The 21,723-nt window shown below is 68.5% G+C and carries 23 protein-coding genes and 2 pseudogenes; 14 read left to right on the top strand and 11 right to left on the bottom strand.

Features of this window, described 5'->3' with window-relative positions; translation table 11 throughout:
• The first annotated feature begins 2 nt into the window (after nt 1-2).
• A complete protein-coding gene (locus ACZ5WG_RS38715; RefSeq protein WP_468729343.1) occupies nt 3-635 on the top strand; it encodes a tyrosine-type recombinase/integrase in 633 nt (210 codons plus the stop codon).
• A complete protein-coding gene (locus ACZ5WG_RS38710; protein ID WP_468729342.1) occupies nt 632-3,061 on the top strand; it encodes a tyrosine-type recombinase/integrase in 2,430 nt (809 codons plus the stop codon). Before ACZ5WG_RS38715 ends, ACZ5WG_RS38710 begins: the two co-directional genes overlap by 4 nt.
• A 36-nt stretch (nt 3,062-3,097) precedes the next feature.
• Here ACZ5WG_RS38710 and ACZ5WG_RS38705 read toward each other — a convergent pair whose 3' ends face one another.
• Together ACZ5WG_RS38705 and ACZ5WG_RS38700 are read right to left on the bottom strand one after the other, a co-directional pair.
• Nucleotides 3,098-3,703 (bottom strand): SMI1/KNR4 family protein, encoded by a 606-nt coding sequence (locus ACZ5WG_RS38705; RefSeq protein WP_468729358.1) that lies wholly within the window; start codon nt 3,701-3,703, stop codon nt 3,098-3,100.
• Between the two features lie 93 nt (nt 3,704-3,796).
• On the bottom strand, nt 3,797-4,390 hold the full coding sequence (locus tag ACZ5WG_RS38700; protein ID WP_468729341.1) for a hypothetical protein: 594 nt from the start codon (nt 4,388-4,390) through the stop codon (nt 3,797-3,799).
• Nucleotides 4,391-4,600: 210 nt separating this feature from the next.
• On the opposite strand from ACZ5WG_RS38700, the gene ACZ5WG_RS38695 reads away from it, so the two are divergent.
• Nucleotides 4,601-4,831: a hypothetical protein gene (locus tag ACZ5WG_RS38695; protein ID WP_468729340.1), complete on the top strand. Its 231-nt coding sequence runs from the start codon at nt 4,601-4,603 to the stop codon at nt 4,829-4,831.
• Nucleotides 4,832-4,859: 28 nt separating this feature from the next.
• Here ACZ5WG_RS38695 and ACZ5WG_RS38690 read toward each other — a convergent pair whose 3' ends face one another.
• Both ACZ5WG_RS38690 and ACZ5WG_RS38685 read right to left on the bottom strand, forming a co-directional pair.
• A complete protein-coding gene (locus ACZ5WG_RS38690; protein ID WP_468729339.1) occupies nt 4,860-5,135 on the bottom strand; it encodes a hypothetical protein in 276 nt (91 codons plus the stop codon).
• A gap of 59 nt (nt 5,136-5,194) precedes the next feature.
• Nucleotides 5,195-5,818 carry a DUF6000 family protein gene (locus ACZ5WG_RS38685; protein ID WP_468729338.1) on the bottom strand — a complete coding sequence of 208 codons (624 nt, stop codon included), beginning with the start codon at nt 5,816-5,818 and terminating at the stop codon, nt 5,195-5,197.
• A 189-nt stretch (nt 5,819-6,007) separates the two neighbouring features.
• Here ACZ5WG_RS38685 and ACZ5WG_RS38680 point away from each other — a divergent pair, with 189 nt between their 5' ends.
• On the top strand, nt 6,008-6,649 hold the full coding sequence (locus ACZ5WG_RS38680; protein ID WP_355251332.1) for a gamma carbonic anhydrase family protein: 642 nt from the start codon (nt 6,008-6,010) through the stop codon (nt 6,647-6,649).
• Nucleotides 6,650-6,734: 85 nt separating this feature from the next.
• Nucleotides 6,735-7,229, top strand: a pseudogene (locus ACZ5WG_RS38675) (helix-turn-helix domain-containing protein); the annotation flags it as partial.
• A gap of 128 nt (nt 7,230-7,357) precedes the next feature.
• Here the strand turns inward: ACZ5WG_RS38675 and ACZ5WG_RS38670 are convergent.
• Entirely contained in the window at nt 7,358-7,936 is a 579-nt protein-coding gene (locus tag ACZ5WG_RS38670) for a hypothetical protein (RefSeq protein WP_468729360.1), read from the bottom strand.
• Nucleotides 7,937-8,187: 251 nt separating this feature from the next.
• On the opposite strand from ACZ5WG_RS38670, the gene ACZ5WG_RS38665 reads away from it, so the two are divergent.
• Nucleotides 8,188-8,757, top strand: a complete 570-nt coding sequence (locus tag ACZ5WG_RS38665; protein ID WP_468729337.1) for an SMI1/KNR4 family protein — start codon at nt 8,188-8,190, stop codon at nt 8,755-8,757.
• Between the two features lie 97 nt (nt 8,758-8,854).
• On the opposite strand, the gene ACZ5WG_RS38660 is transcribed toward ACZ5WG_RS38665, so the two are convergent.
• The 4 genes from ACZ5WG_RS38660 to ACZ5WG_RS38645 form a co-directional block, all read right to left on the bottom strand.
• Nucleotides 8,855-9,055: a hypothetical protein gene (locus tag ACZ5WG_RS38660; protein ID WP_468729336.1), complete on the bottom strand. Its 201-nt coding sequence runs from the start codon at nt 9,053-9,055 to the stop codon at nt 8,855-8,857.
• A gap of 176 nt (nt 9,056-9,231) precedes the next feature.
• Nucleotides 9,232-9,501 carry a WhiB family transcriptional regulator gene (locus tag ACZ5WG_RS38655; RefSeq protein WP_468729335.1) on the bottom strand — a complete coding sequence of 90 codons (270 nt, stop codon included), beginning with the start codon at nt 9,499-9,501 and terminating at the stop codon, nt 9,232-9,234.
• 157 nt (nt 9,502-9,658) lie between these two features.
• On the bottom strand, nt 9,659-10,291 hold the full coding sequence (locus tag ACZ5WG_RS38650; protein ID WP_468729334.1) for a hypothetical protein: 633 nt from the start codon (nt 10,289-10,291) through the stop codon (nt 9,659-9,661).
• A gap of 388 nt (nt 10,292-10,679) precedes the next feature.
• Nucleotides 10,680-11,435: a hypothetical protein gene (locus ACZ5WG_RS38645; RefSeq protein WP_468729333.1), complete on the bottom strand. Its 756-nt coding sequence runs from the start codon at nt 11,433-11,435 to the stop codon at nt 10,680-10,682.
• Nucleotides 11,436-12,290: 855 nt separating this feature from the next.
• Here ACZ5WG_RS38645 and ACZ5WG_RS38640 point away from each other — a divergent pair.
• Nucleotides 12,291-12,623, top strand: a complete 333-nt coding sequence (locus ACZ5WG_RS38640; protein ID WP_466862855.1) for a hypothetical protein — start codon at nt 12,291-12,293, stop codon at nt 12,621-12,623.
• 109 nt (nt 12,624-12,732) lie between these two features.
• Nucleotides 12,733-13,251: a hypothetical protein gene (locus ACZ5WG_RS38635; protein WP_360703742.1), complete on the top strand. Its 519-nt coding sequence runs from the start codon at nt 12,733-12,735 to the stop codon at nt 13,249-13,251.
• A 200-nt stretch (nt 13,252-13,451) separates the two neighbouring features.
• Here the strand turns inward: ACZ5WG_RS38635 and ACZ5WG_RS38630 are convergent, their stop codons facing one another.
• Nucleotides 13,452-13,580: an HNH endonuclease gene (locus ACZ5WG_RS38630; RefSeq protein ID WP_468729332.1), complete on the bottom strand. Its 129-nt coding sequence runs from the start codon at nt 13,578-13,580 to the stop codon at nt 13,452-13,454.
• Nucleotides 13,581-13,887: 307 nt separating this feature from the next.
• On the opposite strand from ACZ5WG_RS38630, the pseudogene ACZ5WG_RS38625 reads away from it, so the two are divergent.
• The 5 genes and pseudogenes from ACZ5WG_RS38625 to ACZ5WG_RS38605 all read left to right on the top strand — a co-directional run.
• A pseudogene (locus tag ACZ5WG_RS38625) lies at nt 13,888-15,438 on the top strand (NB-ARC domain-containing protein); the annotation flags it as partial.
• On the top strand, nt 15,362-16,189 hold the full coding sequence (locus ACZ5WG_RS38620) for a WD40 repeat domain-containing protein (protein ID WP_468729357.1): 828 nt from the start codon (nt 15,362-15,364) through the stop codon (nt 16,187-16,189). The pseudogene ACZ5WG_RS38625 and the gene ACZ5WG_RS38620, both read left to right, overlap by 77 nt.
• Nucleotides 16,190-16,240: 51 nt before the next feature.
• A complete protein-coding gene (locus tag ACZ5WG_RS38615) occupies nt 16,241-16,711 on the top strand; it encodes a WD40 repeat domain-containing protein (protein ID WP_468729331.1) in 471 nt (156 codons plus the stop codon).
• A 463-nt stretch (nt 16,712-17,174) separates the two neighbouring features.
• Nucleotides 17,175-17,843 carry a restriction endonuclease gene (locus tag ACZ5WG_RS38610; protein WP_468729330.1) on the top strand — a complete coding sequence of 223 codons (669 nt, stop codon included), beginning with the start codon at nt 17,175-17,177 and terminating at the stop codon, nt 17,841-17,843.
• A 618-nt stretch (nt 17,844-18,461) separates the two neighbouring features.
• Nucleotides 18,462-19,010, top strand: coding sequence for a hypothetical protein (locus ACZ5WG_RS38605; protein WP_468729329.1), 549 nt, complete (start codon nt 18,462-18,464; stop codon nt 19,008-19,010).
• Between the two features lie 92 nt (nt 19,011-19,102).
• Here ACZ5WG_RS38605 and ACZ5WG_RS38600 read toward each other — a convergent pair whose 3' ends face one another.
• The gene (locus tag ACZ5WG_RS38600) at nt 19,103-21,025 is read right to left on the bottom strand and encodes an outer membrane protein assembly factor BamB family protein (RefSeq protein WP_468729328.1); all 1,923 of its coding nucleotides are present in this window, start codon (nt 21,023-21,025) and stop codon (nt 19,103-19,105) included.
• A 194-nt stretch (nt 21,026-21,219) separates the two neighbouring features.
• On the opposite strand from ACZ5WG_RS38600, the gene ACZ5WG_RS38595 reads away from it, so the two are divergent.
• Nucleotides 21,220-21,717, top strand: a complete 498-nt coding sequence (locus ACZ5WG_RS38595; RefSeq protein ID WP_468729327.1) for a hypothetical protein — start codon at nt 21,220-21,222, stop codon at nt 21,715-21,717.
• Nucleotides 21,718-21,723 lie beyond the last annotated feature (6 nt).

The following is a 21,723-nucleotide window of genomic DNA, read 5'->3' as shown; positions in this document are numbered from 1 at the left end:
CCGTGGCCAGTCATGATCATCACGAGAGCGGTTCTACCGGCCACCCCCACCCCGGCAACTACATCTCCACCGGCGCCCGCGCCTCCGAGCTGCTGAGTGTCCCGCAGGGCCTGGTCTCGCCCGCGGACCAGACGATCGGCGTGGTCCGCAAGGGCAGCCAGGTCCTGCAGCACCTTCCCGCCTCCACCGACGCGTTCGTGTGGCTGCGGCTCTACCAGCAGGAACTGCGCGGCATGGTCCCCAAGCACCCGTCGGAGCCGCTGTGGTGGACGCTGCGACGGCCCTTCCGCCCGCTGGAGTACGACGCGGCCCGGATGGTCTTCACCCGTGCCAACCAGCTGCTCGGCGCGAACTGGACCCTCCACGACCTGAGGCACAGCGCGGCCAAGAGGATGGTCCGCGATCCGAACCTGACCCTCGCCGACGTGCAGTGGGTCATGGGACATGCCCACATCACCACCACGGAAATTTACATCGCTCCCACGCCCGACGAGGTCGTCGCCCACGTTCTGGCCCACCATGAACGACAGCGCGCCGAGCAGGTCAAGCCACCGGCCCCGCCTGCGCCGGGTTACCGCCCCGAGGTGCTGGCAGCGCTGTTCGGCACCTCGGCTGCGGGCGGCGAGAGCCGGTGAACCCGACCGCGAACGTCGACGTCGCCAGGGCCGTCGAGCCACATGAGGTGGGGAACGCGCTGGAGTGGGAACCGCGAGTCGGCGAAGCGAGCTGGTGGCAGACCCGTCAGAGCCGGGAGAGCCTGGTCGAGCGGCTGCTTGGATTGTTCACCGACCCGGGTGCGGGCCTGACCCGCGACAAGACCCGGCGGCGGGGCCTGGGCAAGCTGCTGGACTGGCTCGAAAGCCAGCCCGGAGAGACCTGGCAGGATCGCTGGATGGCCAGCGGGGCGGACGACGCCGGCTTCGAGTGGACCGATCTGGCCCTGCAGGGACGCGGCACACCCAAGAGCCACTGGCGCGATGAGCTGGCCACGGGACTGGTGCTCCTGGTCGCCGGGCAGGCGATCCGCCCCAGCTACCCGTGGCTGCTGCGGCAGCGCGTGACGGTGATGCTCACCGAGTCCCGGGCCGCCAGCGACCCCGATGCCTTCCATCGGCTCGAACAGCTGGCTCAGCACGCGACACCCACGGCGAGGTCCGATGCCCTGAACAAGCTCACCTGGATCGTGATCCGCAAGGGCGGCCTGGTCAGCGACATCACCGTCGGCGACTGCATCGAGCTGACCGCCGCACTGGAGGAACACCACTTCCGGGGCAGCGCCGGCCGGCCGCTGTTCTATGCCCTGCTCAAGGAGACCGGCGTGCTCCCGGCCAGCGCACCGCTGCGGCTGCGGGCGCTCCGCATCGAAGGCCGCCGCAGCGTCGAGCAGATCGTCGACGCGTACGGTATTGAATGCCGGGCCGTCCGTGACCTGCTGGTCGAGTACTTCACCGAGCGGGCTCCCGAGCTCGACCACGTCTCGCTGCGTTCCATCGCCCGCAACCTGTGCCGGTTGTTCTGGCGCGACCTGGAGATCCACCATCCCGGCATCGAGTCGCTGCGGCTGACACCTGAGGTCGCGCAGGCATGGAAGGAACGCTTGGCCTTCATCCGTGACGCCCAGGGCCACCCGGTGCGGCCGCGGGTGAACTTCCGCAGCGAGCTGGTGTTCGTCCGGGCGTTCTACCAGGACATCGCCCGCTGGGCCGCCGACGATCCGGCGCGGTGGGCGCCGTGGGTGGCGCCGTGTCCGATCAAGGCGAACGAGTGCGCGACGAAGAAGTCCAGGTCCGGGGTGAAGTCCCGGATGGATCAGCGGACCCGGACCCAGCTGCCGCTGCTGCCCGCGCTGCTTCGCGCCGTCGACCGGCAGCGCAAGGACGCCGAGGCCCGCATCACCGCGGCTCGGGCGACGCCGGCCGGCGGACGGTTCCTCGTCGCCGGGGAGGAGTTCGAGCGCTGCGGGTTCGGGCAGGCCCGCCGCGTCTACGTCACCGAGGCCTCCGCTGGCAGGCGGCGGAATCTGACCCACGAGGAGGAGGCGGCGTTCTGGTCCTGGGCGACGGTGGAGGTGCTGCGGCACACCGGCATCCGGATCGAGGAGATGCTGGAGCTCACCCACCACAGCTTCATCGCCTACACCCTGCCCACCACCGGCGAGGTGGTGCCAATGCTGCAGGTCGCCCCGTCGAAGACCGATTCGGAGCGCCTGCTGCTGGTCTCCCCGGAGCTGGCGGAGGTGCTGACAGCGGTGATCTTCCGGGTCCGGGCCGGGAACGCCGCCCTGCCGCTGGTGTCGGCCTACGACGTGTTCGAGCAGACCTGGAGCCCGCCCATGCCGTTCCTCTTCCAACGCCGGTACGGCACCGAGGACCGACCGCTGACCCGCAGCTACGTCCGCGAGTGCCTGGTCGCGACCTCGCAGTCCGCCCAGATCACCGTGTCCGGCGACCCGCTCGAATGGCGCCCCCACGAATTCAGAAGAATCTTCGTGACAGACGCCATTCGCTCCGGACTGCCCCCGCACATCGCCGCGAAAATCTGCGGCCACGCCGCTCTGGACACGACCATGGGCTATGCCGCGATCTACCCGGAGGACGTGATCTCCCATCACCGGGCCTTCATCGCGCGCCGCAGAAGCGATCGGCCCAGCGAGGAATATCGCGACCTCACCGTCACCGAGTGGAACGAGTTCCTGGCCCACTTCGAACTCCGCAAGGTCGCCCTGGGAACCTGCGGCCGCGACTACGCGACCCCGTGCCAGCATGAAAACGCCTGTGTCAGATGTCCCCTACTGCTCGTGGACCCGGCCCAGATGCCACGTCTCCAGGAGATCCACGCCAACCTCGTCGACCGCCTCCAGGAAGCCCGGGACCAGGGCTGGCTTGGCGAGGTCGCCGCCATCGAGACCACCATGGCCGCCGCAGCGCAAAAGCTGGAGGCCATGCGCGAGCGTGCAGCGCAACCGTCCACCGTCCACCTCGGCATGCCCGACTTCCGCCGGAACGCCGGACGAAGCAGCGCCGAGCCCGAAACCCCACCAACCGCGTCAGGCCCATTGTGAGTCGACCGCGCATCCGGGACGGTTGCCGCCACGAGATCAAGTCTTGCGCAGGAAATCCCGCCAGAACGAGACGGTCGCCTGCGGGCGCCAGTCGTCGGGGGTGTGGGCGTCGAAATCGTCGAACTCGTGGTTGACGTAGTCGACCAGGTCAGTGCCGTAGCAGATGATGTCGGTGCCCCACACTGAGAGAACCGGGTGACCATGGGAGCCATGGCCGGCAGGCAGAAACCGATGCCCGTAGATGGGAACGAGCTTGGGGACCCGAGCAAGCAGCGCCTGAGCTTGCTGAAGGGCCTCGTCGGCATCCTCTGGCCGTTGCCCCCAGCTCGGATGCCAGTAGCCGCGTCGGACCGACAGGGCAACGCCCTCCACCGGCCACTCAAGCCGCTCTCGGAGCCCTTGGGGGTCGCCGTGGCGCCAGTCCGGCCACGGGTTCTCCCACGTGTCCCCCTCTTCGGGCGGCTGACTGACCGGCAAGCCCGACGCCAGGAAAGCCCGGTGGTCGTCGGCAAACTCGAAGCCGTACTCCTGCTCAATACGCTGGAGCTCGATCTCGCTCAGCCCCGGAGCTATCTCGCAGCAGTCCACAACGGCGAGAAGGCGCGCTGCTTCGATCCCCAACTTCATCCCATCCGGCTTCATCACGCTGGAACAGTACTGGTCCCGCCATCTGAGCTCGAACGGTTTTCGAAGATCACCTGGCTGCAGCCGGAGCCCGCCTGACGCGAGATGAGCTCAGGCGCGCGGCGGCAGGACCTCGATCACAGTGGCCGTTCCCGAAACAGGTCGGGCTTCGTACATGGTGATCACATCACCGCACTTCAGGTGCCTCCACTGCTCGGGGCTCAGAGGAGCCAGCCGAACGTCGGCGGTCTCTCCCGGGCCGAGCTCCTGCGCATACTCCACCCACAACCGGGCGATGTTCAGTTCTCGCTCCCCGCCAGCGGTGCGGTTGCCGATGTCCCACATCGGCCGGAGCCGCCCGTCTGCGGCAAAGGCAGTCCGGCGTCGGCCCTCCTCCGCACCCACCAGGCTCAGGGTGGCCCGGACGGTGCCGTGTCGAACTTCCCAGCCCCGCCACTCGCACCAACGCCGGCTGCGGTCGAGCATCATCTGGCGAGCGGCTTCGGCGAGGAGTTCCCAGAAGTCAACGGACACGGGGTGGACATCCCCGATCTCGATGAGAACGCCGAGCACCATCTCCCACTCCTGGCGCACGATGTCCTCGCGCACATCCCCGACCGTCTGTCCGTTCTCTGCCGCCGCGTCCTGCGGCAGCAGATCGACGGCATGCCGAAGGAGTGTGAACGCGTCATCCATGTGCTGCATTCTCCCCCGTCTCCGGACGCCGGTTGAACGGCGACCAGTCCGACCGGAGTTGGCGGCGCGACACGCCCAATGCTCGCTGGCGCCGAGATTTTTGCCCACTACTTTGAGCAACCCGACTGCGATCCGACCCCGCCAGGCCGTCTGGACTAGTTCGGATAAGCCTGCATTCGTTGCTCGCTCCTCCGGCCGGACCCGGCCCAGCGCGGCCGGTTGAAAGAGATCCGCGACAACCTCGTCGCCCGCGTCGCCCGCGTCGCCGAAGCCGAACACGAGGGCTGGCTCGGCGAGGTCGAAGGACTCCGGGTCAGCTTGGCTGGCGCCGAAGACAAGCTCGCTCAGGTCGACGCACTGGCCGAGAGAAAGTCGACTGCGGTCCAGCTCGGCATGCCGGGCTTCAGCCGGCCAGGAGGAACCGCTGGGACGCCGAGACCAACGTCATGATCGGAGCCAGAGGTGAGCGAGACGAAAATCAAAACGGAACTGACAGCCCAGCCGCGCGCAGCTGGGACAGAGCCGCGGACATGCATTGCTGCACAGTCCTCCCATCAGCACGCATGCCATGCTCCAAGGGGCCCCCACTGGCGGCGAACGTCCAGGCCGGCGCGTTGTCGGCCACCCTCTCGGCGTCCACTCTGATCATGGCGTTCACACCCTGCTCACCCAGCCATTCCAGGATGACGAGCGTCACGTCCTCGATACCACCATCCTGGTCGATCTTTGACCAGCGGCCCTGGTTTCCTGTCATTGCCCAGACTCTACCGAGACGTCCGAAGCAGTCGGCTTCCAGCCGTCAGGTCAGGAGGCTCAGTTCCTGGGTTCCGTTCTGGCGAAGAGTTCAGCGCACTCGCTGGCGAAGGAACAAAGCTGGTCCACGACCTGCCGGTACTCCTGCGGATCACCTACCGTGTTCGGCGTGGTAGCAGTCCACTGCTGCCACAGCCCACCGGCCGCAAGGTATGGGGCTGCTCGCTCGGTCCCAAGGACGGCATCGAGGTGAAGGAGTGTGCTGAATACCGCGGTCTGGTCCCAGCGGAGGTCGGGTTCAGGCAGGTAGCGATCAAGGTATTTGCAGAGCAGATCGGCGTCCGCGCTGGTGCCGAAGGTGGCAAGAGCGATGCAGAGAGAACCTTGGTAGGGGCCTCCGTTCGCCAGCAGCAGTTCGCCGAGGCGGCTCCGGAACTCGGTCCTCCCGGCCACGGCAACCAGCCAGGAGGCAGTCGTGCGCTCTCGCCACCCGCCCTCGAGAAGGATGCCGAGTTCCGTGGAAGTGATCTCCCCGGCAGCCTGGACCAGCTCCCTCACGAACAGGTCGCGCTCAGGTCCGCTCAACCGCAGTGAGCTTCCGCCCAGCCGCATGTACCGCCGACCGGGGGTGACGAATCGTCGGACCAGGTCCATGAGCTCGGGATCGGTGCTGGCATAGCGCATGGCTGCATCCTTGCCCGGCGAGGACCCAGCTGCCAGCGGTTTACACAGAGCCACGAGTAGCGATCGCTAGTGCCGTATCCGCCAACGTTCGCCCTGTAGTGCCTCAGATCGCGGATGGCACATGTCTCGGCGAACGCGACGTCGGAAATCCGCCAGCATGCTCGCGGTCGGTCGGGCGAGGATCCGCTCATGAACGCTGAAACGCAGGGAATCCGCATCCGGCACCGCGGGCATGAACCGCAGGTCCATCCCACCGCCTACGTCGCCCCGACGGCCACGCTGGTCGGTGATGTCCGCGTGGGGCCAAGGGCGCGGGTGATGTACGGTGCGGTGCTCGATGCCGAGGGGTCTCGGATCGAGGTCGGGGAGGCGGCGGTGATCTGCGAGAACGCGGTGTTGCGCGGGTCTGCGGTCGCCGGCGATCAGCCGGTGCTTGTCGACGACCACGTCTTCGTGGGGCCGCATGCCACGCTGCTGGGCTGCGAGGTCGGCAGGTGCGTCTATGTGGCGACCGCGGCGACGGTCCTGCAGTGCGCACGGTTGGGGGCCGGCTCGGTTGTCGCTGTCGGCGCGCTCGTCCATGCGCGCACCGTTTTGCCGGACGAGTACTTCGTGCCGCCGCACACCGTGGCGCTTGACGCGCCGGTGCGGCTGCTGGCCCCTGGCGATCCGGGCCTGGCCGAGGCCGTCGGGCGGGTGGGCTTCGCGCAGGTGGCGTTCGGCGTCGACGCAGAGTGGACCGACCGGATCAGTCGGTACGAGCACATCGCGGAGGTGCGCGTCGCCGAGTTCGGCACGCACGCGGACGATGAGGTTCTGAATCTCGGCTAGCGCCGCATCAGCGGCCCTTGTGCTGTGGTGAGGTGACGCGCCGTCCGGATTCCACTCCGGCGTGCGCGTCCGGCAAGCTGTGCCGGTGGCAGAGCGAGTGCGGGTCCGTGAGATCGATGACGACGAGGGGCGGCGGCTGCTGCGGATCATCCGTAGGGGCACCGGGTCGGTGGTGACCTGGCGCCGGGCGCAGATGGTGCTGTTATCCGCGCAGGGCATGCCTGTGGCGAAGATCGCCGAGGTGACGTTCACCAGCGCGGACCGGGTCCGGGATGTGATCCACAACTTCAACGCTGACGGCTTCGACTCGCTCTATCCGAAGTACGCGGGCGGGCGGGCGAGGACCTTCTCCCTGCCCGAGCGCCGGGAGATCAAGAAGATCGCCAAGTCCAAGCCGGCCGAGCACGGCCTGCCGTTCTCGACCTGGAGCCTGGCCAAGCTGGCCGACTTCCTGGTCGCCGAGGGGGTGGTCGACGACATCAGCCACGAGGGCCTGCGGGTCCTGCTCCGCGAGGAGGGCGTCTCGTTTCAACGCATAAAGACCTGGAAGACCTCCCGCTGTCGTGATCACAGCAGTGAAGCGAGAACCGCAGTTTTACGATGTCCGTTTGTGGGAGGACCACACGGTCACCACTCTCGGCGACGCGGTTTACCCACACGACGGTTTGCGCGACGTATCTCCGAAGCAGCGCTCAGGACGCGGGTAAGTTAACTTCGCGACGCGTTTGTCGGCGTGCAGGTAGTCGTATGCGGAGCAGGCCCTCCCCCACAGGTTGCTTGCGTACTCGGGCGGCTCTGTGCGCACAGGCGGGCGTAGAGGTCGGGGAAGTTGCGCCCGGTGCCGTCGCCTCCGGGGTCGTTGTCCATGGCTTCGGCCAGGGCGTACGGGTCCTTCGGGACCTGCGGTTTGAGGTGGTCGAGGTCGGGGCGGAAGTCGCCGGTGGTGATGACGGTGCCCTCCACGTGCGCGGTGGAGTGCAGCTGCCTGCGCAGGCCGGCGGCGATCTCCTCGGCGCGGCCCTCGTGTTCGTACGGGCCGATCCGTACGGGGTCCAGGCCGGGCCGGTGGAGGATGACGGCGTGGCCGACCGGGTCGGTGTAGCGGACGGGCTGGCCGAGCTGGTGGGCGTAGGCGATCTCGGCGCGGGTGGAGGGGCCGATGTAGCCGCCGGTGAAAGCGCCTGAGTTCGCGATTTCTGAGGCGCTGGCACCAGGAACTTGGCCTTGCCGCCCGGGATCCTCGGCTGTGTGCGGCTCGGTTCCGACTGATTCGGTGTCGAAGTGCATGACGTTGCGGCCTCGACATGCGGCCGTTGCAGTTTCTCGTGCCGGACGCCACGACCCTCGCTGGTGTCCTGGAGGCTCCTCGGCTGGGCCCGCTTAGCGCAGAGGTTGCTTCGGGTCGCAAGATGATCCTGGGGAGGGGGTAGGAAGCATGCTCGAAGTACCATCCTGCAAGGTTCTCCGGTCGGCACTTCGCAGCCTCGACCGTGGCGCGCAGCCGGACGGAGGCATATGTGTAGAGAGGGCAGAGGGCGATGAGTGTGGCTGAGAGTTGGTCTCGCGTGATGACCCTTCTTCGGCAGCACGCCCCGGCCGATCACGCGGATCTGCCAGGGCCCGCTACGGAGCAGATGCTCGCGGCAGCCGAGGAACGGATGGGGATCTCCCTGCATGGGGACCTGCGGACGTGGCTGTTGCAGAACAATCTGGATCTGCCAGCGGAAGACGTCGACGACGACGTGATGTGTTGCGGCTTCGACGGGTTCCCCGACGAGGGAAGCTTCTTTCTGGGCATTCGGGCGATGGAGAGGCTCTATGCGAACCGCTCCCGGTCCGGTGGATTCGACCCGCCGGACCAGCCGGACGATCCGTTCTGGCGTAATGAGTGGATCCCGTTCCTTTCGGACCAGGACGGCTGGATGGGAAAGTTCATCGACGTGCGGGACGGGCGCGTCGGCAGATGGTTCGTGGGTGAGATCACGGTCACGGGCGAGTACGAATCGATGGCCCACTATTTCTACTCCGTAGCAAAGATGCTGACGAAGATCGCCGATGGCAGCTACCCGGTCTGCAAGGTCGCTGACGGTCGACTCGTCTGGTCGTGAGACGGTTCCCAACCGCATGACTGCCATTGCCAATCCGTCCTCACCCTGGCCGGAGCGAGAGGCTCGGTTGCGGAGGCACAGGCGGGGCGGTTGCCGGTTACGGCTTGTCCTCCTGGTCTCGGTCGGACAAGGGGTCGGGGTGGAACGTCCGGGTGTAGCGCAGTCCTGTGTCGGGGGTGATGTTGAATACCGCGCACAGGTGCTGCGGGTCGGCGCCGGTGACGGCGGCCTCTTCGAGGATCCGGTCCTCGCGGAGTCGTTGGGCGGTGACCGGAAGATCCTTGAGCAAGAGCTGCATCCAGCCGATGGTGACCGGCGTGCCGCGAGCGGGGCGAGATCCGTACGGAACTTCATCGGTGCTCCCTTCAGTGTGAGCAAGCGGGCAGCCGGCGGGGGCCCGGCTGCCTGCTGGTGTGCGGGAGAGGTCGGGGGCCCGCCGGCCGTCCGGGCGTCCGGACGGCCGGGGGCTGGCCGCTAGTCCGTGGCGGCGCGGAGCTCGCGCAGTCGGCGGCGGTCGGTGTAGGTGGTACCGGCCCAGATGCCGGATCCGGCCTTGGTCGGGTGGTCGAGGGCCCAGGCCAGGCACTGCTCGCGGGTGGTCGCCGGGCAGCTCGCGAGGCACTCTTCCTTGCCCTTGGCACGCTGCTTGAGGGTGCCGGTCCAGTTCTCGGGGTCGGCGCCGGGGGCCCTGCACGGTTCGCTGCCGGTCAGCCGCGGCCAGGGGGCGAGGTCGGTGGCGGTCACTCCCCCACCCCCGTGGTGCCGGCGGCCGGGACGCTCCCGGAAGCGCTCGCCGCTGCCGGGCGCCCGCGGCGTGACTGGCCGGCACTTGTCCGCTGCCACCACGCCGAGCCCCGAGACGAAATCGCCGACCGGGCTCGGCGCGGCACGGACTGCTTAATCAGCTTCGGAAACCGTCCTGCGGGGGGCCCGCGCTGTACGGCTCGGCGGTCGGCACGAGCTGGCGCTCCACGAGCTTCTCGACTTCGTAGATGATCGCGCGCGTATCGAGGCGCCCCAGGGTGCCCAGCGCTGCCAGCGGGCCGTTGCCTTCCACGCGCATGGCGCCGGAGCTGTTCACGCCGATCGAGGCGCTGACGGTGTCGCCCGAGTATCCGGGCAGCCGGACCGTGAAGGCGAGGTCCGTCAGATGGGTGGCAGGTGGACCCCAGTTCGGATCCGTCTGTTCGAACTCCCGCTCCTCGGCCTCCGTCTCGTCATCGGATGGTCCGTCCAACCTGCTCAGGATCAGGCGCGCGGCACGCGCGGCTTCCGCGGAGGATCTCTCGGCCTCCTGCAGCGCCACGACGACCTCCTCGGCGCGTGGCCCTCCGCCGCCGATGCCGCCGGTCTTACCCAGGCGCCAGATCGCTGTCAGCAAGTGGTTGAGGATAGGCAGAGTCGGATGCTGCGCCTCCCACTCTGAGAGGCCCTTGCACGGCAGCGCTTGGTCTGCCAGCGCGCAGAGGTGGAGGAAGGTGTTGTCGCTCCACCAGTCCGGTCGGACGGCGGATGCGGGGTCGATGGCGCTCATGGGCTCCCCAGGGGTGACGGAGTTGGCACCTCCTGAACGCGAGGGTGGCGGCAAGGTTCCGTGCGCGCGTCCAGAGGGGTGGCGCGGCAGATCGCCACCGCCTCGACCACGGCCAGGAGCAACGCCTCCCCCCAGACACTGGACCGGTGGCAAGAAGTCCCTGTCCACCGTCTGATTCACCGCCGATCGCTCCGACATCGTCGGAGAGTGGAGCGCCGCCGAGCTGGCTAGGCGTACGTGAGCCCGGGCATGAGTGGTGACCTGTCGCAGCGAAGTCTGAGCGTTATCAATGAGGATTGGGCGTTGATCTACTGTGAGCCTCTCGCCCGCCTCCGGCTGAGACGCGGCACAGCGGGCGCACAGGCTCGGATGCCACGTCGTCTTCGTGTTACAAGTAGAGGGCGCTTGACGACGCTTGTCCGGCCTTTGGCTCGGGCTCCGGCTGGCTCTTCGGCGGCGGCGCCGGCAAGTCTTGGAACGGCAGCCACACCCGGTGCTCCGCGTCTGACTCGCAGCATTCGTCGTAGTGGACGCCAACCTTGAAATCACTCGGCTTCACCGACTCTGGGAGCGGAGCCTCTATCCGGCAGCTCATGATCAGTCGGCCGTTCGGCGGGAAGTTGGTTCCGTCACCGTCGTTACGCAGTTCTTTGCAGCCGCTGTAGAACGGGCCGGAGGACAGCTCGCACAGGCCAACACCTTCAAGGGGAAGACAATCGGGGAACTTCGACGGTTTGACGAAGAAGGCGAAACCGTAGTTGTGACCCACCCACAGGCTGTTCGGAGATGGGATTTCAGGGCGGCGGTCGTCGGTGATCGTCATCTGCACCGTCAGCGTCACGTGCACCTCGCCGGGTTTGTCGTACTGTCCTCCGGAACCGTTGACGTCCGTGGAGTAGCCCCGCCAGGCATACCCGTAGCGCCAGTCGTCGATCGTGACAGGTGTGAGCCTGGGCGTGACCGGTGTGGGGGCCGCCGACGTACTGGGCGTGGGCACAGAGACCGACGGCGTCGGGCTCAGAGAGGGAACTTCCTGCGTTGCCGTGGCCGAAGGCTTCGCGCCGTCGGCCTTGCTCCCGAATGGGGCGGCGCACGCGGTGGCAGTGACGAGTACGGCGGCGGCCGCGAGGATGCGGTGACGCACGATGCCCCCTGGTTGTGAACTTGCGGTTGGCGAAGCGTAGCGAGACTGAGGAGGGCGCTCACCCTCTTCCGCCAACTCCGCTCTCCGCTCATGCCGGATCGGCGCTCAGTCTTCGGTGAGAACGCTCAGCCTTCGCTGGGACAGATCAAGTGGACTCAATCCGGCAATTCACGCATCACTAATGAAAAACGACGCCGAGAATGGGCCCTTCAGTCGACGAACTCGGCACGGCCGGTATGGATGGGGACCTGCGATCACCCAACAGGCCCGCAGGCGGCCGCTGGTGGCCTTTTCGGCTGTCGACTCGCCCCCTGGTTACGCAAAACGAGGGATCAGAGCACGGCTGAGACTGAGCGGCTGAGTTAGCCTTAGTGCTTGAGTTGGCCCCGCTGAGCGTTGTTGTTGGCACGCAGGGTAGCGGTTGGTGCGCTGGCCTGCTGGGACTTCGCGAGAAGCCATACGGGAACCGGTGCAAGCGCGCTATCTGGGGGCATGACGGTTACGGTCCATGCTCCGGAGATCGAATCCCGGCCGATCTGGTCACACAGCTGCGCCCTGGACGATCTCGCCGCGCCGTACGCCATTGATCCGGCGGTGGCGGAGAGGCCGGACACGGAGCACGGGTGGGCTCGGCGGTGGACGGCGAGGCGGAAGACCGCGCAGGCGGAGGTGATCTGCCCTGCTCTTCAGCTGGCCTGACCGAGCGGTCCAGCTGGCCGGTGCACCCGCTGCCGTAGCACGCCCCCGGATCCGGTAGCTTGAACGCGTTCAAGTCATCGGGTCCGGGGGTTGGTCATGCAGGCCGCTGCGCGAGCGAATATTCATCCATGGCAGTTCGGCCTCGTGCTGTGCGCCGTGGTCACCCCCCTACCGGTGCTGATCGTGTGGTTCGCGGGTTCCGGCATCCCGGCGCTCGCCTTCGCGACCGCCGCGGTGGTCTCCGTGCCGTTGTTCCTGTACGCCCGGCCGTCCGGCTTCGTCTACGTCGCGGGCACCATCGCGGCGCTGCTGGTGCTGTGGTCGTTCATCGGCGCCATGGCCGGGATGTTCCTGTTCTTCCCCTCGGCGCTGCAGCTCCTGCTGGCCACCGGGGCGGACCCGCGCGAACGCCCGACCGCCGCCAAGGTGATGGCCGGTGCCGGACTCCTGCTGTCGGCGGCGGTCGTGGTGCAGTCGTTGAGGCGCTGAGCGCTCCCAGGGGGTGTCCGGCTAGCGGGTGCGCGGCTGGTTGAAGCGGAGCATGTTGCCGGCGGGCTCCGCCTACTGTGATGTCGTACTCCGCTTCTATGCTCCTGCGATGACGTCTTACGAAGGCACGCATCCCACCGTTCTCGTCCGGGTGGGCAACCTCCACGCCCAGATCGACGAGCAGCTCGCACCAGCTATCCAGGCGATCTGGGAGTGTGGCATCGACACGTTCACCTGCTGCCAGGACTTGGCCGAGAGCAACGCGGATTGGCCAGCGAAGTTGCCGCACATGGCGGAGTGGGTGGAGTCCCGCCGCGGCTGGATGCTCATCGACTTCCCGGTCGACAGCGGACTCTCCTTCCTCTCGGCCGTAGCAAATGCCGGACCGCGGGATGCCTTCTACGTGCGGATGACGCACTGGGCCGCCCCCGACGCCTGGGACGTGAAGATCAAGCCGATGGACGCGGCAATGTTTCAGGGCGACCAGCCGTCGGACTTCGCCCTGCGCCTCCTGCAGGTCAGCTTCCCTGCCTACGATCTGCCGGAACTGACCCGGCGCCTCCGCGAACACATCGCAGGCCGTACGGTGCCGCCTGCCCCCGCTGACTGGAGCACGGTGGGTCGCTAGCTTCCGACCGGATCGCTCTGGATGCGGGCTCCAGCTGAGCGCTCTGATTGGCCAGACGGGCCGAGTCGAGCGCTCAGTCACAACGGCTGAGGTCGGGTAGCCGGAGCCCATTGCTGATCTCCGGCCCCCTCAGAACCGGACGTGCACCTTTCAGCGCATCCGGCTCAAGCAAGCCGCGAGGGCTTCGCAGGTCAGCAGGGTTATGTGGTCCGTTCGCCGTCGCCAGCGTGGTGCTGGCGGTGGCACTCGCAGTGCACGAGGCGAAGGTTGGTCCGCTCGTCCGTGCCGCCGTCTCGCCGGTAGGTGAAGTGATGCTGTTCCAGGACCACAAGCCCGCCGAGATCATCCTCTACGAAGGGCCGATCTAGCCGAGGCCCGCGGATGAGCGTTCCACTTGGCGAAACGGGCCGACTCAAGTGCAAAGTCACAGCAGGATGTGGTCTGAGCGGGCGCGACAGTCGGCCCTTGAGCACGCTAGTCGGCCCCTGAGCAGGACGCGCTCGCAGGGTGGCGCGCGGATCATCCTGATCGGGCGGTCGTCGTGTTCCCGGCGACTCCGTCTTATCGCGTTCTACTGATGGTGGAGAGTGATCTCGCTAGGGTCACGCGCAGGGATTCGTTGCCGGGGGTGGGCGCGTGCGCGTGCGGGTGTGGGCTGCGGTAGTGGTGGCGCTTGTCAGTTTGGGCGTGGCTCTGGCGATTGTGGTGGCTCTGGCGGGCAATGCTGCCACCGCCACTCCGCGCTGGCCTTGGCTTCTGGATGAGCTGCGGCAGCATCCGTGGTGGTCTGTCGGCGTCTTCGGCGCGCTGGCCATCGTGGCAGGCGGTGGCGCGGCATGGCTGCAGTTGCGTCCACCAGCGGGCCTGGACGATCCGCCGCCTCCTCCGCCGCCGGCTGTTCCCGACTGGTTCGTGGACCGTGACCAAACCCGAGCCACAGTGGCGGCAGTGTGCCGCGGCGGCCGCCCCGTGGGCATCACCACCTCGCTGTCGGGAGCGGGAGGGTTCGGTAAGACGACGCTGGCGAGCGCGGTGTGCACCCACAGGCGAGTGCGACGACGTTTCCGTTCCCGGATCTACTTCTTCACCATCGGTCGGGACGTCCGCGGACGCGCGGCGGTGGCTGCCAAGGTCGCCGAGGCCACCCGGTTCATCACCGGCGACACCACCGAGTTTGACGATCCCGATCTGGCAGGCGCGCACCTCGGGCGGCTCCTCGACCAGCGGCCCCGCACCCTGCTCGTACTCGACGACGTGTGGGAACTCGACCAGCTCGAGCCCTTCCTGAGGGGAGGCCGCCACTGCGCCCGGCTGGTCACCACCCGCAACCCCGACCTGCTACCGCCCGGTACCCGCCCTATCTCCGTCGACCAGATGTCCCACGCCCAGGCCACGGCAGTCCTGACCTGGAACCTGCCACCCCTCCCGGGGGACCTGCTGAACGCGCTGCTGCGGGCCAGCGGCCGATGGGCCCTGCTGCTCCGCCTGACGAACCGCCTGATCGCAGAACAGTGTGCCGGCGGCGCCGACCCTACCGCCACCGCCGAGCGGATCCTTCACCGGCTGCGTGGCACCGGGCCAGCTGCCGTGGACGCCCCGACCGCCACCTGGAACCTCGACGACCCCAGCCAGCGCAACCAGGCCGTCAAGGCATCGATCGAGGCCGCAACCACCCTGCTCCCGCCCAGTGGTCCGGACCGCTTCACCGAACTCGGAATCTTCGCCGAAGACGAGTCCATTCCCATCCCGCTGGTAGCCCGACTGTGGCAGGCGAGCAGCGGGCTGACTGAGGAACAGACCCGGACCCTGTGCCGGGACCTGGAATGCCTGTCCCTCCTCTCACTCAACCCGACGAACGGCGGCACGATCAGCCTCCACGACGTCATCCGCGACTACCTCCGCGCCCAGCTCGGCACAGCCGGCCTAACCCGCATCAACGCCCTCCTGATCAACACGGTCGCCGCCACCCTGCCCACGGCCCGCCCGCTGGTCCCCACCCACCCCGAACCAGAACGCGCCTGGTGGCAGCTCACAGATGGCTACCTTCTCGACCACCTCATCGACCACCTCATCGCAGCCGGACGCACCCCGCTGGCCGAGGCCTTGGCTGGTGACCTGCGCTGGGTCGAAGCCCGCCTCACCCTGCGCGGACCCACCGCCCCCTGGAGTGATCTCACCCGCATCGACACCACCCACACCCGTTCCATGGCCCACAGCCTCGCGCAGATTGCCCACCTACTCACTCCCACGGAACCGCCACACGCCCTCACCGGCGTCCTCCACACACGCCTCGACACCCACCCGCACTGGCACCCCCAGATCACCGCCCACCACCACGACCCCACCCAGCGCCCCTGCCTCCAAACCCGGTGGCCCCTACCCGACGCCCCAGCTTCCGGCTTCCGGCTTCCGGCTTCCGGCTTCCGGCTTCCGGCTTCCGGCTTCCGGCTTCCGGCGGATCCTCCCCAGCCCTGTCAGCGCGTTGTGGTCGGTGGCGATCGCGCCGGACAGCTCCTGGCTCGTCACCGGCGGCGGCCTCTTCGACGGGACGGTGCAGATCTGGGATCGGGCCTCGGGCACCTGCACGGCCACCGTCACCCGCCCGGTGCAGTCGGTGGCAATCGCGCCGGACAGCTCCTGGTTCGCCACCGCCGGCGGGCACGATGGGAAGGTGCGGTTGTGGGACCGGGTCTCGGGCACCTGCACGGCCACCCTCACCAGCCACACCGGCCCGGTGCACTCGGTAGCGATCGCGCCGAACGGCACCTGGCTCGCCACCGGCGCCCGCGACGGGATGGTGCGGATCTGGGACCGGGTGTTCGCTGCTCAAACTCCCCCCAGTTCGGGCCACACTGACCCGGTTCAGTCGGTGGCGATCGCGCCAGACGGCACCTGGCTCACCACCGCCGGCGACGACGACGGAACAGTGCGGATCTGAAACCGGGTCTCGGGCCGTTGCACGGCGACCCTCACCGGCCACACTGACCGGGTGCAGTCGGTGGCGATCGCGCCGGACGGCACCTGGCTCGCCACCGGCGGCAGCCTCTTCGACAGGACGGTGCGGATCTGGGATCGGGCCTCGGGCACCTGCACGGCCACCCTCACCAGCCACACCGGCCCGGTGCACTCGGTAGCGATCGCGCCAGACGGCACCTGGCTCGCCACCGGCGGCGGCTTCCTCGACGGGACGGTGCAGATCTGGGATCGGGCCTCGGGCACCTGCACGGCCACCCTCACCGGCCGCCACGGCCCGGTGAGGTCGGTGGCGATCGCGCCAGACGGCACCTGGCTCGCCACCACCTGCGGGGACGGGACGGTGCGGATCTGGAATGTCGAGGGACGAGGCATTGCAGCCCTCGCACGAGCCGAAGGGCCGCTGTACTCGTGCGCATGGGGGGCCGCTCACGAACTTGCAGTGGGAGGCGAGCGAGGGCTGTACCTCTACAAACTACTCACCTGAGAAGCGGCCCCAGCGCCCCCTCCGGCCACGCACTGCGTGCGGTGTACAGGGTCCTGGGCACCACTCGGTCGTTCGGCGAAGAAACAGAGCCGCGAAGTTGTCCCGCCGGGCCACCTAGCGTGCTCAGCCACAAGGAGAGTTGCCGCAGCGGCGCGGCCGCGCGTCGAGCCGCCCAGCTGAACCACGGGCTCGCTCGCTGGGCAAGCCTTCGCTCTCGCCCCTTCGAGCGCTGGGCAAGCTTTTGGGCAAGCCGTCCTGAGGAGGGTGGGTGGAGATTCCCGCCAGCCGGTGGGAGGCGGCCGCCCGCCCGCCGACCCTCCGGGGGGGGGTGGGTCCCGTCAGTGACCTGCTCCAGGAAGGCCCGGCCATGCCCGGACGTCGGAACCCAACCCGCACCACCGCTCGACGACGGACGCCAGGACGAGGACGTCGGCCCGTGCACCGTCGGAGAAGAGGGCGCGGCATGGACACCGCCAGCCTCGTTGTGGCGGCCGCGCTCGTGTGCGCCCTGGTGTCGCAGGCCCGGCAGTGGCGGGAGCGCCACGGCCCCGAGGTCGCGGCAGTCGCCATCGTGGCCCTGGCCGCCACAGCGATCATGCTGCTGCTGGTGAAGGCAGGGCGACTTGTCGCCTCCGCCTGGTCGCCACGACGCCGGCAGCCAGAGAGCTGGGACATTCTCTGCCTGGACCGCCTGCATCACAGCCAGTTCGAGGATGCAGTACGAGATCTGCTGCGCCGGGACGGCGCCCACGATGCCATCCGGGTGGGCGGCGCCGGCGACAACGGCGCCGACGTCAAAGGAACCGACCCCGCAGGCCGCCGCTGGGTCATCCAATGCAAACATCGCCGCGACGGCGCGGCCGGGGCCGCTGTGGGCACCCCGGACCTTCACGTCCTGAACGGGACCGGTCGCCCCGTACACCACGGCGACGTCGTCGTCCTCGTCACCAACGGACGATTCACCGCTCCAGCGGTGAAGTTTGCCCAAAGCCAGCGGCTGCACCTGGTCGATCGCGGCCTGTTGAACGAGTGGGCAACCGGCTCCACTCCCCTGTGGGCTCTCCTGGCAGGCCTCCCTGGCCCACGGCGCAGCGCCCCATCGCTGCGGCGAGCTCGCCAACCTCGGCTTTGACCGCCGCGGGCGCACCCAGCTCGCCGCGGAAACCGCAGCCCGCACCGCGGAGCTCGCCCGCTGGGGACTTGAAGTCCCGGCCCGGGCTCCCGAGCCCGCTCCGCAGCCCGTGGAAGCCCCCGCCATCACCACGGAGGAGCGTTGCGCGGCCGCCCTGGCCGTGGCCCGAGCGGACAAGCGCGCCCGGCGGATCCCCGGACGCCAGGCCGATCAGGGCGAGGTTCGGACGGCCCGCTCCGCGCAGGCCTCCCCACCCGCTGCCGCCAGGTCGAGGACACCGCAGACAAGCCAGGCAGCCACCCGCGCCGTCGCGCGAGCGGAAGAACTCGCGCGCCGCGCCCGCCTCTCCCGTGAGATCCAGACCGACCACGGGGAAGGCACGGAGTGAGCGTGCTGTACCCGGACGGTGAGGAACATTCACGTCAGATCGTGCGCTAGCCCGGATCGCCGATGGTCAGGGCTGAGGGGTGGCCGCTTCGCCGTGGTGTCACGACTGCTCTGGGCTGGCATGGCACCGTCGGGTCATGGACTACCGATACCGACACACTCCGCCCCACCCCTGACTGTCGGCCAGCTCCGAAGGTTGCCGACGGAATGAGTGATCAAGGTTGGAGACGCATGGGCGCGGTGCCAGCAAGCGTGACGCAGGCTGCAGCTTGGTTCACCTTGGTGGGGGGGCTGCTCGGGGGACTGGGATCAGCCGTGCGCGCGTGGTTCGCGCTCAAGGAGTACCAAGATCTGGTGCAGCGGGCCGAAGTTCCCGACCTGTTGAAGGCCGCACTTAGATTCCCGATCGAGGTTTGGGCCAGCTTTCGCATCTTCGGCACTCTGTTGGGGGTAGTGGTGGCCGCGCTGGTGGTGCTGCTCCTCACCCCTGTCAGAGCTGTCCGCAAGGGCCCTAGGGCTACTGTCGGGTGGGCGGCCCGTAAGGGGAAAGCTATCGGGATCCAGGCGAAGGAGGACTTCCTGGACCTTCCGCCCGTTGCCCTGTTTCGAGCGCAACGGGCGGTCGCTCAGAACCTTGATCTCATCCGTGCCAGCGGTGAGGACGAGACGCGCAGAGTCGGGGAGTTGGCGAATCAGGCGTTTTCCTGGTCGATGGTCCTTCTGGGAGCCGTCCTGGTCTCGATCGCATCGGCACTGAGGTTGTACTGGGCCTACCAGTGAGGGCCCGCGGCCCTGCGGGTGGTCTAGGCCCCGGAATCCCAGCTCGGACACCAGGGGACACGGCCGGTCGCTAGGCGGCCGGCCGCTACCGGTCACGAGGCGCCGGCCCGACCGGTAGCGGCATCCAGCGCGTACACCTTCTTGTCGTCGCTGCCGACGTAAACGATGCCGTCCACGACCGCCGGCGACGAGCGGACCGCGCCGCCGGTGGTGTGCAGCCAGCGGGGGATGCCGGTGACCGCATCGAGCGCGTACACCTTCTTGTCGTCGCTGCCGACGTAAACGATGCCGTCCACGACCGCCGGCGACGAGGTGACGGTGTCGCCGGTGGTGTGGGTCCAGCGGGGGATGCCGGTGGCCGCATCGAGCGCGTACACCTTGTTATCGGCGCTGCCGATGTAGACGGTGCCGTCCACGACCGTCGGCGACGAAAGGACCCAGCCGCCGGTGGTGTGGGTCCAGCGGGGGGTGCCGGTGGCCGCGTCCAGCGCGTACACATTTTTGTCGGTGCTGCCGACGTAAACGATGCTTTCCACGACCGCCGGCGACGAACGGACCCAGCCGCCGGTGGTGTGGGTCCAGCGGGGGGTGCCGGTGGCCGCGTCCAGCGCGTACACCTTGTTGTCGTCGCTGCCGATGTAGACGGTGCCGTCCACGACCGCCGGCGACGAACGGATATTCCTGCCGGTGGTGTGGGTCCAGCGGGGGGTGCCGGTGGCCGCGTCCAGCGCGTACACCTTGTTATCGGCGCTGCCGACGTAGACGGTGCCGTCCACGACCGCCGGCGACGAAAGGACCCAGTTGCCGGTGGTGTGGGTCCAGCGGGGGGTGCCGGTGGCCGCGTCCAGCGCGTACACATTTTTGTCGGTGCTGCCGACGTAGACGGTGCCGTCCACGACCGCCGGCGACGAAACGACGTGTTCGGCGAACCGCGCCCAGATGCCGCTGCTTGTGGTGTGGGTCCAGCGGGGGGTGCCGGTGGCCGCGTCCAGCGCGTACACCCCGGTGTCGCCGCTGCTGATGTAGACGGTGCCGTCCACGACCGCCGGCGTCGTCCGGACCCGGCCGCCGGTGATGTGCGTCCAGGGCTGATGGGAGGGCTTCGCCATGGCGGCCCAGGCCGGTGGAGGCCGGAGACCGCCGGTGACGGCGCCGACATTCCGGTGGCCCGGCTCTCCCCGCAAGGTCGGCGGTAGTCCGGGAGGCGAAGACGCGGGCAGGTGGTGGAGGCGGTCACGGACATCGGCGGCACTGGCGGGCCGGTCGCCCGGTTCCTTGGCAAGGAGTTCGGCCAGCAGCACGTCGAGATGGGGCGACAGACCCGGGCGGTGGCTTGAGGGCGGTGCGGGCGGGGTGTTTACGTGCGCGTACATCAGGGCCGGACGGTCGAGCCCGCTGAACGGGGTGCGGCCGGTCAGCAGCTCGTAGAGCACACAGCCGAGCGAATACAGGTCTCCGCGGGCGTCGCCGCCCTTGCCCAGGAGCCGCTCGGGAGGCATGTAGGCGAACGTGCCGATGAGGCTGCTGACCGTGGTCAGGGCGGAGAGGTAGCGGGCGATTCCGAAGTCGAGAATCTTCACGCTGCCCGCCGGGGTGAGCATGAGGTTGGCGGGCTTGAGGTCGCGGTGCACGATCCGGACGGTGTGCGCCGCGTGCAACGCGTCGGCGACCTGCGCGGCCCACGCCAGGACGTCCCCGACCAGAGGCAGGCCCTGCTCCAGCACAACGGCCAGGTTCTGCCCGGGAACGTTCTCCATCACGAGGTAGAGCGTGCCGTCACTGTCCCGTCCGAGATCATGGACGGTCACGATCCCCGGATGACTCAACGCCCCCGCCGTGCGGGCCTCCCGGAAGAACAGCTTCTCGCCCTCGGTCGTCCCGAGCTGCGCCTGGAGCAATTTGAGCGCCACCAAACGCTGCATCACGCCGTCGCGGGCCGCCCACACCTCCCCCATCCCGCCCCGCCCCAGCAACTGCTGCAGCTCATACCTGCCCGCGATCACCCGCTGCGCCACCGGCTCCCCCAAGTTCCCAGAACTGCGCGCATTCTCCCGTACAGACCCCCAGCGAGACGGAGATTCCATGGTGCTCACCCTCATCACTCGAATCCTCCCGGACCTGGCACGTGCGAGAGGTGCTGCGTCGAGCACCAGCACCGCTCACTTATCAGGGTTCCAGAAAGCCGCATGACGGACGTTCAGGGGAGACGATGGCGAACTCGGTGGAAACGGCCGCCGCAGGCCCGCAGGAGACCGTGCTCGAGCTCCCTGGCCAGTTCGGCCCCGCCACCGAGGTCCGCCTGGCCGACATCGACCGCGATGCCACCAAGCACGTCGAGGCCAACCGGCCGGCCAAGGCCCGCGACGGGTACGCCAACGACTGGCGTGTGTGGGAACGCTTCTGCACCGAGACCAGCCTGCCCCCGCTCGCCGTCCGCTCCGGCACCCTGGTCCTGTTCGTGGAGTGGTGCTGGCTCCAGCCCGCCCGGCCCCCGCGGCCCGGCCAGCCCGCCGGAAAGCTGACCGCGCCGTCCACCATCGACCGCCGACTCGCCGGAGTCGTCGTCACCGCCCGCCGCGAGCAAGTCAGCAAGTCAGCTCAGGACATGTCCTGTCGCAATGAAGGTGGGCCACGAAGGTGCCGTGACCAGCAGTGGTTCAGGTTGAGTGAGACGGCGCTGACTGCCCGTCTCACTCAGCCTGGTTAGATTCCC

The organism is Streptomyces sp. NPDC032745, assembly GCF_055579465.1.
The sequence above is the reverse complement of the archived record's forward strand: the minus strand, read 5'-3'. Positions and strand labels throughout refer to the sequence as shown.